Here is a 16,183-nt window from a genome sequence, read left to right as displayed (position 1 = left end):
TATGGTTAAAAAGAAATTTTTAGTTTTATGTCTCTTCTGCCTCATGGACTTCCCCCTCTTGCAAGCAGAAGATGGTAGTAAATTATGGCTGCGGACTCCATCCGCCAATCAGTGCGAGCCATTGGAGATGGATGTAGTATGTAAAGGGGTTGATAAAAATCATCCCACCATGAAGATTGCGATGCGCGAGTTACAAGAGGGCGGATGGAGTCAACGTATAGAGTACAAACTGGTAAAAAGCAAAAGTTCAAAGGCGAAGCCCCCAGCTGTTGATGAGGAGTACTCAATCTATACAGATGCCGATGGAAAAGCGTTGTTGACTTCAGCTTCCACACAGGGCTTGCTATATGCTACTTACGATTTGTTGCGCCATAAGGCTTGTGGTGAACCTGTTGAATGTATAAATAAGGTGGAAAAGCCCACTTATGCCTTGCGTGTACTTAACCATTGGGACAATTTGAATGGAACTATTGAGCGTGGATATGCAGGGAATTCTCTGTGGAAATGGGAGGAGATGCCTCAAACTATTTCGCCTCGGTATGAGCAATATGCACGGGCATGCGCCTCGGTAGGTATCAACGCCTCGGTGCTGAATAACGTAAACGCTTCGCCCGAAATGCTGGCTACTGCCTATCTTCAAAAGGTGAAAATTCTGGCCGACATCTTTCGCCCTTATGGGGTGAAGGTTTATCTTTGTGTAAATTTTGCCTCGCCCAAAGAGTTGGGTAAACTACCTACAGCCGACCCTATGGATGAGAAGGTGATAGCCTGGTGGCAGGATAAGGCGAAAGAAATCTACCAATTAGTGCCCGATTTTGGAGGCTTTTTGGTGAAAGCTAATAGTGAAGGAAAGCCTGGCCCCTGCGATTATGGTCGTACCCATGTGGATGGAGCCAATATGTTGGCCGATGCGCTGCGTCCCTATGGTGGCATTGTGATGTGGCGCTCCTTTGTTTATAAAGCTGCCAGTGAAGACAGGGCTATGCAGGCTTTATTGGAATTTGAATCGTTGGATGGCCGGTTTCGCGATAATGTGATTCTGCAAATCAAGAATGGACCTGTCGATTTTCAGCCTCGCGAACCATTCAATCCACTTTTTGGTCGTATGCCTCATACACAACAGATGGTGGAATTTCAAATCACGCAAGAGTATTTAGGCGCTTCTAATCATCTGTTTTATCAAGCCCCTTTGTGGAAAGAATGTTTGGATGCAAATACTTATTGTAGACAACCGGATAGTTCTGTTAAACCTACCGTGGCAGGCATTACAGCCCAAAGGCTGCATGGCTTATCGGCCATTGCCGGTGTAGCGAATATCGGTGATGACATCAATTGGTGTGGACACCATTTTGCACAGGCTAACTGGTATGCGTTTGGCCGATTGGCTTGGAACGAACAACTCACTTCGGAAGAAATAGCCAAGGAATGGTTAAAGCAAACCTTTACGGACAATGCTGATTTTGTGAAATCGGCCTCTCAGCTTATGCTTGATACGCGCGAAGCATTGGTCAATTATATGATGCCTATCGGCTTGCATCATATTTTTGCCGAAGTGCACCATTATGGTCCGGCTCCTTGGTATACCGAGAAGGGAATGCGAGCCGATTGGTCACCTCTTTACTATCATAGATCCGACTCTCTTGGCATTGGTTTTGACCGAACAGTAGCTACTGGTAGTGGGGGTACCGCACAATATGCTTCACCCTTGTTTGATATGTGGGAGAACCGTGCCACTTGTCCTGACGAGTATCTGCTTTGGTTTCATCGGGTAGGATGGAATGAAAAGTTACATAGCGGCCGCACACTGTGGCACGAGTTATGTCATCGTTATCAAACGGGACTGGAACAGGCACGAGGATTTCAAAAACGATGGGATGCTCTGCAACCCTATGTGGATAAAGAACGGTTTGAGCATGTGCAGCATAAGTTGAAAATACAAACGCACGATGCCCAATGGTGGAAGGATGCCTGTTTGCTTTACTTTCAAACATTTCATCATTTGCCTTTCCCCAGCGATTATGAACGTCCTGTTTACGACCTTGAACAGCTAATGAATTTTCACATAGGATTGAGCTTGCATGGTTGTCCTACTCGCCAGCAACTAAGGTTGTAATATACGATTCTGTATCCGTTGGCGGAATTAAATTATAGATACAGATTAAGTAGGAAAGATAGAAAAGCAAAATCGTCCCACCATGGAGAAAAATGCAGGTTTATATCTTAATGCATATAAAATAGAGACTCATTGGTAGGCTTAAACAATTGAGTTTTCTCCTTTTGGAACCGGTTTGATTCGTTTTATTGGCGGGTATGTTTGATGTTTACCGATTTATGTATCCTGCTTGTATCTGGATGTTCGATATGTATGGAAGCATGTTTTTTGTTTTGCGACATAGTTGGCCGAATTATCATACTTTTGTATTGTCACCCAAATGAAATAACTGAATTGTTTAAACCCTGAATGAAAATAAGGATAATACAATTATCACAAGGAATAGATAATTTTAAGAAGGAATGGATATATTTTTTTTAAGGTTGTTTCAAAATAGGTATAATCTTTAAGGTGGTTTTAATAGGTGTTTCGTTTTATAATAAAGGTGAAGGGATTGTTTAAGGATAAAAAATAAAGTCTTTTTGTTAAACTTTAAATAATAATAATTATTATGTCTGGATGAATGACACATTATATCGAGCGTGTTCAAGTTAAGTCGGCTCGATTGTCTAATTATTGATTGTTACTTTAATTAATAACTATTTTAAAATTCACAGTGTATGATACAGGTTGCAAGACGACATGTGTTTTCTAAAGCGTTGCTGCAGAAGACATTATTTGTGGCAGGCTTAGTCCTTTTTTCTTCTTGTTACAAGGGCAGTACCTTGGATGTAAATCAGGATTCGGGTACTCCGTTCAATCCTAAAGAGGAGATTGTAGTAGAGAGGTTTCTGCCTACCGAGGGGCGTAAAGGGACTCGTGTAGTGGTATATGGCCGCAATTTCGGTAACGACGTGAGTAAAGTAAAAGTTACGATTGGCGGCTATCCCGCCAAAGTTATCAATGTAAAGGGCGAATCGTTGCTTTGCATTTGTCCATCGAAAGCTTATGAAGGAGATGTAAAAGTCTCTGTTGTTGGTGATGACGAGGCTGAGCTGAAGAGCGGTGTGTGTGAAGCCAAGTTTGATTACCAATATAATTATGTGGTAACCACTTTCTTGGGCAAACTTTATGAGAACAATACCAAATGGGATGTGCTGGCCGGTCCGTTTGACGATTGTGGTGCATTTGGCAACATTTGGCGCATGATGTTCGATCCTAACAGCAATTATGATGACCTCTATTGGGTTGGTCAGAGAGATGCTTTCCGTCATGTGGATTTCGTGAATCAATATGTAGATATCAAAACTACCAATATTGGGCAATGCGCAGATGTGAACTTTACGCTTAATGGCGATATGGTAGTGGTGGACGATCAAGGTTCGGATACAAATACCGGTATTTATCTGTTTACCCGTGCCAGTGGGTTTACCGAACGTTTGTCTCTTTGTAATGCTCGTGGAGCAAAGACGTGTGCCGTTCATCCCCAAAATGGAAAAATCTATTATACACGTTATCATCATGCTATGATATCATCTTACGATCCGGCTACAGGCACGTTGACTGAAGAGGAGGTAATGATGGATACTAAAGGCTCAAACTTCCACATCGTTTGGCATCCCACAGGTGACTGGGCTTACATCATCTACAATGGCAAACATTGCATCTATCGTGTGGATTATAATAGAGAAACCGGAAAATTGGCTGTTCCCTATATTGTATGCGGACAACATAGTAGCCCAGGATGGGTTGACGGAATGGGCACAGGTGCACGGTTGTGGGGGCCAAACCAAGGTATTTTCGTGAAGAATGAAGCTTATGCCGGCGAAGAGGATGAATACGACTTCTACTTCTGCGATCGTGATAGCCATACTGTTCGTGTTCTCACACCCGAAGGTCGTGTGACAACCTACGCTGGTCGCGGTAATAGCCGTGAATGGGGTTATGTGGATGGAGAACTTCGCTCTCAAGCACTCTTCAATCATCCCACCAGTATCGCTTACGACATGAAACGTAAGTGTTTTTATATCGGTGACTGCGACAACCATCGCGTACGCAAAATTGCGCCGGAAGAATAATTAATAATCGTAACATAACCATAAGATATGAAAAGAATACTACTATTTATATGTGCCTTGTTGACTTCTTGTCTGAGCATGATGGCGCAGGGTAGCCTTACAGTTACGGGTAAAGTGATAGATGGAACGAACAACGAGCCTCTGATAGGTGTGAACGTAAGCATCAAAAATGAGCCCGGCTTGGGTACCATTACAGATATCAACGGAAAATATATTATTAAAAATGTAAAACCTTACAGTATTTTGGTGTTTACCTACGTTGGTTTCGCAACAGAAGAAATTCAGGTAAAGGACAAGTATAAAATTGACTTAGTAATGAAGGAAGATGTCAATAATACCATTGATGAGGTGGTGATTACAGGTACTGGTCTGAAGAAGAAAGTAAACTTGACAGGTGCTATCACCAATGTCAATGTAGAATCGTTGAAGTCCAATCCCGGAGGCTCTATCTCGACGTCACTGGCGGGTGTTGTGCCCGGTGTACAGGCTATTACTACAAGCGGTAAACCTGGCAGTACGTCGGAATTCTGGATTCGTAGTATCTCGACATTTGGCGCCAATGCATCGGCTTTGGTACTGGTGGATGGATTCGAACGCAACCTTGACGAGATTAACGTAGAGGATATCGAGTCGTTCTCGGTGCTGAAAGATGCTTCCGAAACAGCTATCTACGGTAGTCGTGGCGCCAATGGTGTGGTGCTTATCACTACGCGTCGCGGTAAGAGCGGTAAAATTAACATCAATGTGAAGGGGGAAACATTCTATAACCAACCCACCAAGTTGCCCGACTTTGTCGATGGTTACCAATATGCAAGTATGGCCAATGAGGCGCGTATTACACGTAATCAGGATCCCCTTTACTCTCCCGAGGAGTTGGAAATGTTTCGTCTGCAACTCGACCCCGACCTGTATCCTTCGGTCGATTGGCTTGATGTGATGATGCGCAACGGATCGTGGAGCGGACGCGGATCGATCAGTATGACCGGTGGTGGTAATACGGCTCGCTACTATGTGGGTGGTAGCTTCTTGAGTCAGCAGGGTCTGTACAAGACCGATGCTGTGATGAAAGATTACGACACCAATGCCAACTACAATAAATGGAACTACCGTGTGAATGTAGATATTGATGTCACCAAAACAACGCTGCTGAAGTTGGGCGTAGCCGGTGCACTCGATACTCAAAAAGATCCCGGTACAGGTACGTGGAATATCTGGAATGCCCTTATGGGGTACAATCCCATTCTGGTACCTGTCATGTATTCCAACGGATATGTACCTACATACAAGGATGAAGGTGGTGGCGGTTTCAACCCTTGGGTGCAAGCTACGCAGACAGGTTATCGCGAAAGTTGGAACAACAATATGGAGTGTACGCTTGAACTGCAGCAGAAACTCGACTTCCTGACCAAGGGCTTGAGCTTTAAGTTTCGTTTCGGTTATGACACCTACAATTCCAACTGGAAGAACTTCATCAAGTGGCCCAATCAATATCGAGCTACACCGCACTACCGTGACGAGAATGGTGAATTGCTGTTTACTCGTATAGTAGAGGAGAAGAAGATGGAACAGACTTCTGGTTCGAATGGCAGTCGTAAGGAGTTCCTTGAATGGCAATTCGACTATTCACGAGTGTTTTTTTCAAACAATTATGTGAATGCAGTGCTGAAGTATAACCAGCAAGCCGAGATCAAGACACAAAACGTAGGTTCAGACATTCAGAATGGTATAGACCGTCGTAACCAAGGTTTTGCCGGACGATTCGACTACAACTGGAAGCACCGTTACTATGTAAACTTCAACTTTGGTATTACCGGTTCGGAGAACTTCCATAAAGATAATCGTTGGGGCTTTTTCCCCGCCGCGTCTGCCGCATGGAACATTTCGGAGGAACCCTTTATGAAGCGCCTCTTCCCTTGGTTAGACCTCTTTAAGGTACGATACTCTTGGGGGAAGGTAGGCAACGACAATATCGGTCAGCGTTTCCCCTACCTCTATACACTGAATACAATGGGTGGATTCAATTCCGGAGACTTCGGATATAGCCGTGGCTGGGAAGGAAGAAAATACAACCAATTGGCATCTACTGATGTGAGTTGGGAAGTATCGACCAAGCAGGATGTAGGTATCGACTTCGCTATCTTCAATGACATGTTCACAGGTACAATCGACTACTTTAAGGAGCAACGTACAGGTATCTATATGAGCCGCAACTATTTGCCATACTATGTCGGTTTGCAGAGCAATCCTTCGGCCAATGTCGGTGAGGTGAAAGCGCACGGTATGGATGGTAACATTGCGTTTAATAAGGAGTTTGGTGATGTAAGCGTGACGCTGCGCGCCAATATGACGGTCAGCAAGAATGAAATCGTAGAACGTGATGAAATGTCGGATGTATATGAGTATCGTTTGCAAAAAGGACATCGCGTAAATCAGGCCAAGGGACTAATCGCTTTGGGACTGTTCAAGGATTATGAAGAAATCCGTAACTGGCCCAACCAAGGAGATGTAATGCCCGGCGATATCAAGTATAAGGATGTGAATGGTGATGGTAATATCAACTCGGAAGATGAAGTGGCTATCGGTGCTACCACCAAGCCAAACTTGACCTATGGATTCGGTGTTACGGCCAAGTGGAAAGGTTTCGATGTAAACGTGCATTTCCAAGGCGTAGGTAAATCATCTTATTTTATTAATGGCTCAAGTGTGTGGATGTTTACTAATGTAAACGGTGATGATAATACGGCCTGGGGGAATATCCTGTCGGCTATGGCTTCGGGTAACCGTTGGATTTCGCACGAGATTTCTGGTACAATGGATACGGAAGATCCCAATGCTGATTATCCCCGCTTGTCGTATGGCGGTAATAGTAACAACTATCGCAATTCGACATTCTGGTTGCGCGATGGTTCTTACCTCCGCTTGAAGACATTGGATGTAGGTTATTCATTACCCTCTAATGTGGTAAGAAAAATCCATTGTAACAGTGTGCGTTTCTTCTTTATCGGAACTAATCTCTTGACCTGGTCGAAATTCGACTTGTGGGATCCTGAAATGGGATCGAGCGATGGTAAGAACTATCCGCTCAACAGATCTTATTCTTTAGGTGTTTCAATTAATTTGTAATGATTATGACAACAAATAAATACTTCAAAATAACAACGATGGCACTTATCCTATCGGGAGGTGCCGCACTGACGGGTTGCGCCGACTATTTGGATACGGATTACCTCTTCAAGGAGCGAATGACCATCGAGGATATCTTCTCCAATCGCGACTATACCAACGAATGGCTTGCCGGAGCTTACAATTTCTATGGTAATAAACATTTGCAGGAAATATGTAGTCAGGAGGGCGGAAGTCCCTTTAACTTTTCGGACGATATGGCCTACGGTGATAATTGGGGAAGCAACCGTTATGGTAGCTGGCGCAACGGGTCGTACGGTGAAAGCGGCTTGAACGACAACAGTAAGCAGGTATGGCAATTGTGCTATAAAGGCATCAATCAGGCGCAAGTATTTCTACAGTACATTGATGGGAATATGCAGTTTAACGATGTGGAACGTGCCGACCTCCGTGGTCAAGCATACTTTCTTGTTGCTTATTACTATTGGCATTTGCTTCGTATGTTTGGTCCCATTCCGTTGCTTAAAGAGCCGGTGGATTACTTACAAAGTTATGATGAAATCTCGCACTCGCGTAACACCTATGACGAGTGTGTGGAGTATATCAACGAGTGCTTATTGAAATCCGCCCGCGATCTTCCTCTTCGGCGTTCGCTTCAGGATCTTGCTCGTCCCACGCGTGGTGCTGCTTTGGGATTGCGTGCACGAGTGTTACTTTATGCAGCCAGTCCGTTGATGAATGGCGAGGCTCCCGAAGCTTATGCCGCACAGCTTATTGATTATGATGGTAAGCGTCTGCTTCCCACAGAGAAAGACGAATCGAAATGGGCAAAAGCGGCAGCTGCGGCCAAAGATGTGATGAACCTGCAAGTGTATAGTCTGCATGTCGCATCTCGCCGTTCGACGGCTGATGCTGTCAATCCATTGGCTTTCCCAGCAACTATTGAACCGGTTTATGATGAGAAGTTCTCCAATTTGGCATGGCCCGACGGCTGGATGAATATCGATCCCATGGAGTCGTATCGGCAGATATTCAATGGTGAGTTGGCGGCCAATCAGAATAAGGAACTTATTTTCTCACACTTGCAGAATTGCAGTGGTGATAATAATCTACGGAGGCTTACTTTTAACCAAATGCCAGCTGAAGCCAAAGGTCGAAATACCAATTGTATGACAATCAAGCAACTTGATGCTTACTATATGGCTGACGCTACCAATGCTCCGGGTAAAGACAAAGAGTTAGGACGGAATACCGATGATACGGAGCGCCTTACCGGATATATGTCGTCGGAGGTTCGCAAGAACTATAAATATTGTGACATTCCCGATGGCGTGTCTTTGCAATTCGCCAATCGTGAGCCTCGTTTCTATGCATCAGTAGCTTACAGTGGTTCTATCTGGCATATGCTTGATTACGATGAAACACTTGATGAAGAACCGGATGTGCAGGTGTTCTATTATCGCGGTAAGCTGAGCGGTGGACTTGCAACAGGCATTGGCATTAAGAAGTATGTTGGTCCGTATGACATCGTGGGTGCTCACAGTGACGTAGGTCGTATCAGAAATAAATATACTCCGGACATGCGTTATGCCGAAATCCTCTTAATTTATGCCGAAGCATTGAACGAGCTTTCTGTCTCCTATGACGTGAAATCGTGGGATGGCAGTACGACCTACAGTATTAGCCGTACACCCGATGAATTGAAGAAGGGTATTCAACCTATCCGTATCCGTGCTGGTTTACACGACTATACCGATGCTGTTTATTCAGAACCGGCTTTGTTCCGCGATAAGTTGAAACGTGAGCGTCAGATCGAACTCTTTGCTGAGGGACATCGTTACTTCGACTTACGCCGATGGCTGGATGCCGAGGTGGAGGAATCCACCATTGTATATGGTTATAACACACAATGTACGGAAAAGATGCGCGACTTGTTCTATGTGCCTGTCGCAATTCAGAGCTTCCCATGTGCGTTCTCACAGAAGATGTGGTTTTGGCCTATCCATCATGATGAGTTACGACGTAACAAGCGCCTTACCCAAAATCCGGGTTGGACTTATCCGCAATAATCCGGGATGAGATATTAAATATAGTGTGGCTTCGTCCCGCTTGATGTATATAATTATTTTTAACGATAATATCATAGTATGAGAACGATATATAAATTATTACTTGTAGTACTGATTGGAGGTGGCACTTTGTCTTCATGCAATGACGAATGGACCGATGAGCAATTCAAACAATTGATATCTTTTAAGACTCAACCGGGCGGATGGGGCGTTACGGATGTGCATGTGCGATATGCTAATTCCGCAAAATATACGTACAATTTGCCCGTACTGGTGAGTGGATCGACCGATAATACCGACGATCGTTTAGTTTCGTTTAGCCTGCGCGACGATACACTTGATATCCTCAATTTCGAGAAATTCGGTAATCGCCCCGAACTTTACTTTAGGGAATTGCCTCAAAAGTATTATTCTTTCCCGAAGGAATTAACCATTCCGGCAGGTCAGAGCCATGCTTTACTTCCGATTGAATTTTCGTTGGACGGCCTCGATGATTCGCAAAAATGGGCGTTGCCCCTAAAGGTATGCGAGGATGCTAACGGCACTTACGCTGTAAACCCGCGCAAGTACTATCGTACGGCGGTGCTTCGTCCGATTCTCTTTAATGAGTTTTCAGGACGTTTTTCCGGATCGAGCCTTTTGGGCACGATGGCAGGTGAATCGGATATTAAGTTCAGTTCGACCGAAATTAAGCTTAATGTAGTGACTGACTCTATCGTCTTCTTCTACGCAGGTCAGCGTACCGAGGATTACGAGGATAGAATCAACTACAAAGTGTTCCTGCAATTCACAGGAGATAAGGTGGATTCTAAAAAAGATCTTTATAAAATGAAAATATGGGCTGAGAATGAGAAGTTGAAGTTCAATTCTAATTCTACCCCTACTTATAAAGTGTCATCGGAGATGGACGCTACTAAAACCTATCTGAAGCATACATATATTGTAATATCAGATATTGACTTTGATTTTGTAGACTACACAAGTGTACCCAATTATGAAATAAAATATAATATGAAGGGAGGCTTGTCAGTGTCGCGCGACTTGGATACGCGAAAACCTGATGAAGATCAAGGAAGTGACTCCAAATGGTGGTAAATAGTAGCAAATAACAACTTAACCGCTACACCGGGGTGGCTATGGACAATGGCAAACCTCGGGTAGTGGTATATTTTTAAACTTAAAAGCTGATTATGAACAATACAAAATCGCTTATAGCTATGTTTCTCTTGTCATTCATGGTGCTTTCCTGTACTGATGACGACAAGGATGTGATGGACGAATCGGGTGGATCTCAGAGTTTGTTTTTTGCCGAAGAGGGCTTGATGGTTTCTACGACAGGTGGTGATGTGGTTGCTACTGTCAATTGGAGCAATACAACGTGGCGAATAGAATATGACGAGCAAGAGAATGCAGTCGTATCAAGTTTGTCGCAAAGTGCTGGAGGTAGCTTATCGGGTAGTGGACAAACTGCTGTGACGATACGATGTTTGGACAATCCCACAGGTAAAAATCGCTCACAATCAATCTATCTGGTGGCAGAGGCTAATAAAGAACGTATACCTCTATTACTTACTCAGCCGGGTGACTATCTGAACTCGTTAGCTCCCTTGAAAAGCTATGTGAATCGCACTACCGACCCTGACTTTAAGCTGGGTACTGGTGTAAATGCCGCAAATTTCTTAAAGCAAGACATCGTGTACACGTTGACTCGCTCTAATTTTGATGAAATGACAGCCGGCAATGCCATGAAGTATGGCTCGGTAGTTCAGTCGGACGGCACAATGGACTTTACGAGGGTGAAGAACTTTGTACAATTGGCCGAGCGGTCGAATATGTCGGTCTATGGACATGTGCTTTGCTGGCATGCGCAAACACGCAAGGACTATCTCTATAGCTTGATAGAACCTGAATTTATTCCCGGAGAGCATAAATCGGGTAAGTATATCATCGACTTTGAAAGCGACAATGTGGGTGTATCTTACCCGATGACCGGTAATAGTAGTGCAATTGTAGAGGCCGATCCTGATAATGAATCGGGCAGTGTGTTGCATGTAGGTAACGATGAAGTAGCTGCTCAACGCTCTTATCCAAAGTTTGAGGTAACGTTGCCTGAAGGTACGAAACTGGGAGATTACCTCACTTTATCAGTTGATTTCCGAGGGAATTGGAATAAGGGTCAAACAGGTTCCGGTATGAGATTCGGTATTAACGAGAACTCTCCATCGAAGAAATTTAATACCCCAGCCGGTTTTGGTTGTCCCGATGGAAAATGGGGCAGAGGATTAATCAAAATCAATATGTCCGATTTGAATTTGACTGAAGAACAAAAGGAATTGACCGAATTTACACTTCTTTTAGGCTCTGAAACCGGAACGGGCAATTATTACATCGACAACATCACAATGGATTGGAGTATCACTACCGGTGATCAAACTATAGTGAAGGACCCACAAGAGAAAGTGCGGATTCTGAACGATGCGCTGGAACGTTGGATGGCAGGTATGATCGATGCCTGTGGCGGTTACGTGAAAACATGGGAACTACTGAACGAACCCATGCAGGATTGGCCTGATCCGACCCAACTGAAGACTGGCATGAAAGATGGAGTGGATGTGAATAAGGATAATACCCAAAACTCCAATTTTTATTGGCAAGACTTCCTCGGTAAAGATTATGCAGTGAAAGCTCTTGAATTTGCTCGTAAGCATGGCGGTGAAGATATCAAACTATTTGTTAATGAATATGGACTGGAGGGTATAGGTAGCAAGAAATTGCAAGGATTCTTGGATTATGTGAAATATATCGATGATACCTATGCGCAAAAGTTCCCCAATAGCCGTGGTGTGGATGGTATTGCTACGCAAATGCATGTAAGTTACTATCTAGATGCGGCCAAGCAGGTAGAGTTTGAGGCTTCGATAGAAAATATGTTCACGAAACTTGCAGCGACTGGTAAACTCGTCAAGATATCCGAATTGGATATGGGCTTAGTGGCTGAAGATGGAACTGATATTATGACTGCCGATGTTACAGAAGAGCAACATCGCAAGATGGCCGATTTCTATACGTTTATTATTAAGAAGTATTTCGAAATAATTCCTCAGCCACAACGTTATGGAATTACACAATGGTGTCAGACGGATGCGCCTGTAACATCAGGATGGCGTGGCGGACAGCCTGTTGGTATTTGGGATCTGGATTATAATCGCAAATTGATATATGAAGGATATGTCAATGGGTTGAAACAGAATTAAGAGATGCAGAGTTTTATTTTAGAATAATAATGTATGAAATATTTTTATCTATTAGGATTGATTGCGGTATTATCATTCGCCGCTTGTTCGGATAATAATGAGGAACTCAACGAGATTGTATTGGGTCATCAGAGTGCTGTATTTGTTGGTGAAAGTGTGGATGTACCATCTACAGGTGGATCGGTGAATGTAACCATTGATTGGAATAATACGGAATGGGAGATAGAATATGAATCGAACGACAATTCTTTTATTTCAAGTCTATCTGCCAATGTCGGCGGCAAAGCTATAGGCGAAGGTCAGACGATAGTCACGATTCAATGTGCTGCCAACACAACCGGTGAAAAACGTAGTCAAAGCATTAATCTGATATCTAAAGCTACAGGCAATCAGGTATCCCTCACCTTGAATCAGCTTGCCGATGGCATAGACGTGAAACTATATCGACGTCTTTATGTGTCACCTTCTGATTCGCAGGAAAAGCCTGACGGATCGTTGGAAAAACCGTTTAAAAAAATATCGGATGCTGCACTCAAAGTGGAAGCCGGTGACACGGTATTGATTGCCGGAGGGACTTATTTTGAGGAAAATATTACTCCCATTACTTCTGGTACTGCCGAAGCAATGATTGTGTTTAAACCTCTTTCGGACAATGATAAGGTGACCATCAAACATCCCGGCAAGCAGTTTACTACTGATGGAACGCCGGTGTTTAACCTCTATCAGCGCAGCTATATATGGGTTGAAGGATTCACATTTAAGAGTTATTATTATTCTGGATGGACTTTTGAAATGAAGGAAGCTAATCATTGTGTGGTTATCAATAATCATTTCGAAGACATAGGTAATGATAAGATTGTGAATACCGGCATCTCATTGATTCGTCTATACAATTCATCCGATAATGTGATTTGCAATAACTATTTTAAGGCTACATATGGCGATGGTGTTGGTATGGGACGTGAGTCCAACAACAACCTGTTGGCAAACAATACTTTTATTGAATTCAAAGGGAAGGCTCGTGGATGGGCAGGTGAAGGCTCATCGTTCACTACTAATATCACACTAGGTGACGAGATGGAATTTGACTCGAACAATCTGATTGCTTTTAATTATTCTACGAAAGGTCGTTCGTTGTTTTGGGCTGACCGTAATGGTAGTGATAATATCATTCTTCGTAATCTTGGTTATGACGCAGGGACGTTTATCTTTGACGAGTCACGCTGCAAACGTAATATCATTCAAGAAAATATAGGTTATAAAATTAATGGTCCTGCTTTCGAAACAGCTAGATATGAGACGGGGTATACCGAGAATGAACGTTTGATCAATAACATTGCATATAAAGCTAGTATAGGCTTTTTCATGTCGAAGTCATGGCATGCTGTCGTTCGTAACAACATAGCATACCTCTGTAAGGATTATAGCTTTTCGTTTGATGAAACAGCTGCCGCATGTGGTCCGCATATCTTTGAATACAACCTTTGGGGGACTACACAGAATAACGGTAATAATTGCTTGAATTATCTGAACCAAAAGAAACCTGCAAGCTATCTTGTAGAGCAACAGGGTGGTATTAATGGACCTACGGGCGACCCTATGTTTGCCAACCCAGACAATGGCGATTTTACGTTGAAGAGCGGTAGTCCGGCTATCGGGGCCGGTAAGCTTGGCCAAGATTTAGGGGCATTCGCAGTATATCCTCCTACAAGCTATGGATGGAATGAAGAGTGGAAACTGTCGAAGGGCGTATGCGTGAGCTTCTCAAAACCTGTTACCGATTGTGTGGCATTAGGCCAGCATATCGTTTTTGTCAAACTAAGTTCTCCTTCCTCAAAGGCTGTTTCTGTAAAGGTTAAGGCCGTAGCAGGTGATGCTCGTCCCTACATTGATTACACAATGGTCGATGAAATATCTTTTGCTCCGGGTGAAGTGAGTAAAGCAATACTTGTTAATGTTGTGGATAATGGCTTTGATGATAATCAATTGCTATGTCTACAGATAACACAGGTGAATGGCGCACAGATCGGTCCCCGTAATATTCATGCTATTCGCATTGAACGTTAGTAATTTTAAATTCAAGTTTCGCAAGTTCCTGTGTAATCTTCTTGGCTCAATGAATTAATGATGTTACAAAGGGCTTACGGAACTTGAATTATATTATATGACTTGTTTTTTTAGAAACTCTAAAAAGAGAATAGAATGAAAAAAATATTCGTTTTATTGATGGTCTTCTGCATGCAGATGGCCTATCAAAGTGCACAAGCGCAATCTAATCAAAAATATTGGAAATATGCTCCCCGGCCAGTGCTGGGCTGGAACTCGTGGGACATTTTCGGTACCACCGTCACCGAGCAGCAAGCCAAGGAACAGGCTGACGCCATGGCTCGGTACTTGCTGCCCAGTGGCTATAAGTATTTTACAGTTGATATCCAGTGGTATGAACCCAATTCAAAGGGACATTCATATAAAAAAGGTGCCAAGCTCACTATGGATGAATATGGACGCCTCACACCCGGGTTAAAGAAATTCCCCTCGGCAGCGGGTGGCAAGGGCTTCAAGCCGCTGGCCGATTATGTACACAGTAAAGGTCTGAAGTTCGGTATCCACATCATGCGCGGTATTCCCAAACAAGCTGTAGAACAGAACACTCCTGTATTGGGAACTAACGTCAAGGCACAGGACATTGCCATTACTAAGTCTATCTGCCATTGGAACCCTGATATGTATGGAGTGGATGCTACCAAACCTGAAGGACAGGCCTACTATCAGTCTATCATCCAGATGTACGCCGATTGGGGAGTGGACTTCATTAAGGTGGATGATATTTCTCGTCCGTACAGTGAGATTCAGCAGGCTGAGATAGAAGCCATTCGCAAGGCCATCGACAAAACAGGTCGTGAGATTGTGTTGAGCCTTTCTCCCGGCGCTACGCCTGTGAAAATGGGTAGTCATGTGATGAACCATGCAAATCAATGGCGCATTACTGACGACTTCTGGGACAAATGGGACCATCTCTATGCCATGTTTGAGCGCCTTGATGTGTGGACTCCTTATCGTGGCGAGGGGCATTTTCCTGATGCGGACATGTTGCCCATTGGCTATGTGAGCTTTGGTCGTACCACCCGCTTCACTCCTAATGAACAATACACCTTGATGAGCCTTTGGGCTATCGGTCGTTCTCCATTGATTTTTGGTGGTGATATGACTCGTCTTGATGATTTCACTAAGGAACTGCTTACCAACCCCGAGATGCTAAAGGTTAATCAGCATAGCAAAAACAACCGCCAATTCTCTCGTGAGAATAACTTCATCGTGTGGGTGGCTGATATACCGGGTAGCAAGGATAAGTATGTGGCCTTCTTCAATGCGCAAGGCAAGGAGTCGAGTGACGCTATTGTATCTGAAATAAGCATTGACCTCACCCAACTGGGCTTTAAGAAGAAGGTGAAAGTGCGCGACCTTTGGCAACACAAAGATCTTGGCAAGTTCAAGGGTAGCTTTAGCCAAAAAATCAAACGACATGGCGCAGGGCTGTACCGTATTATCTATTAAAAATGTAACAAC

8 protein-coding genes are annotated in these 16,183 nt (G+C 43.7%); all 8 read left to right on the top strand.

Features of this window, described 5'->3' with window-relative positions; genetic code table 11:
- Nucleotide 1: 1 nt before the first annotated feature.
- The 8 genes from BSCG_RS04530 to BSCG_RS04565 all read left to right on the top strand — a co-directional run bounded on the left by BSCG_RS04530 (nt 2) and on the right by BSCG_RS04565 (nt 16,171).
- Nucleotides 2–2,113 carry an alpha-glucuronidase gene (locus BSCG_RS04530; RefSeq protein ID WP_008777142.1) on the top strand — a complete coding sequence of 704 codons (2,112 nt, stop codon included), beginning with the start codon at nt 2–4 and terminating at the stop codon, nt 2,111–2,113.
- A gap of 659 nt (nt 2,114–2,772) precedes the next feature.
- Nucleotides 2,773–4,170, top strand: a complete 1,398-nt coding sequence (locus BSCG_RS04535) for an IPT/TIG domain-containing protein (RefSeq protein WP_032849745.1) — start codon at nt 2,773–2,775, stop codon at nt 4,168–4,170.
- Nucleotides 4,171–4,197: 27 nt separating this feature from the next.
- On the top strand, nt 4,198–7,293 hold the full coding sequence (locus tag BSCG_RS04540; RefSeq protein ID WP_008777139.1) for a SusC/RagA family TonB-linked outer membrane protein: 3,096 nt from the start codon (nt 4,198–4,200) through the stop codon (nt 7,291–7,293).
- On the top strand, nt 7,293–9,362 hold the full coding sequence (locus tag BSCG_RS04545; protein WP_083793681.1) for a RagB/SusD family nutrient uptake outer membrane protein: 2,070 nt from the start codon (nt 7,293–7,295) through the stop codon (nt 9,360–9,362). Before BSCG_RS04540 ends, BSCG_RS04545 begins: the two co-directional genes overlap by 1 nt.
- A 78-nt stretch (nt 9,363–9,440) precedes the next feature.
- Nucleotides 9,441–10,457 carry a DUF4973 domain-containing protein gene (locus BSCG_RS04550; protein ID WP_008777137.1) on the top strand — a complete coding sequence of 339 codons (1,017 nt, stop codon included), beginning with the start codon at nt 9,441–9,443 and terminating at the stop codon, nt 10,455–10,457.
- Nucleotides 10,458–10,552: 95 nt separating this feature from the next.
- Nucleotides 10,553–12,616 (top strand): endo-1,4-beta-xylanase, encoded by a 2,064-nt coding sequence (locus tag BSCG_RS04555; protein ID WP_139016512.1) that lies wholly within the window; start codon nt 10,553–10,555, stop codon nt 12,614–12,616.
- 33 nt (nt 12,617–12,649) lie between these two features.
- Nucleotides 12,650–14,683 (top strand): right-handed parallel beta-helix repeat-containing protein, encoded by a 2,034-nt coding sequence (locus tag BSCG_RS04560; RefSeq protein WP_008777135.1) that lies wholly within the window; start codon nt 12,650–12,652, stop codon nt 14,681–14,683.
- 135 nt (nt 14,684–14,818) lie between these two features.
- Nucleotides 14,819–16,171 carry a glycoside hydrolase family 27 protein gene (locus BSCG_RS04565; protein ID WP_008777134.1) on the top strand — a complete coding sequence of 451 codons (1,353 nt, stop codon included), beginning with the start codon at nt 14,819–14,821 and terminating at the stop codon, nt 16,169–16,171.
- Nucleotides 16,172–16,183: the final 12 nt, after the last annotated feature.

The organism is Bacteroides sp. 2_2_4 (assembly GCF_000157055.1).
Lineage (GTDB): Bacteria > Bacteroidota > Bacteroidia > Bacteroidales > Bacteroidaceae > Bacteroides > Bacteroides ovatus.
The sequence above is the reverse complement of the archived record's forward strand: the minus strand, read 5'-3'. Positions and strand labels throughout refer to the sequence as shown.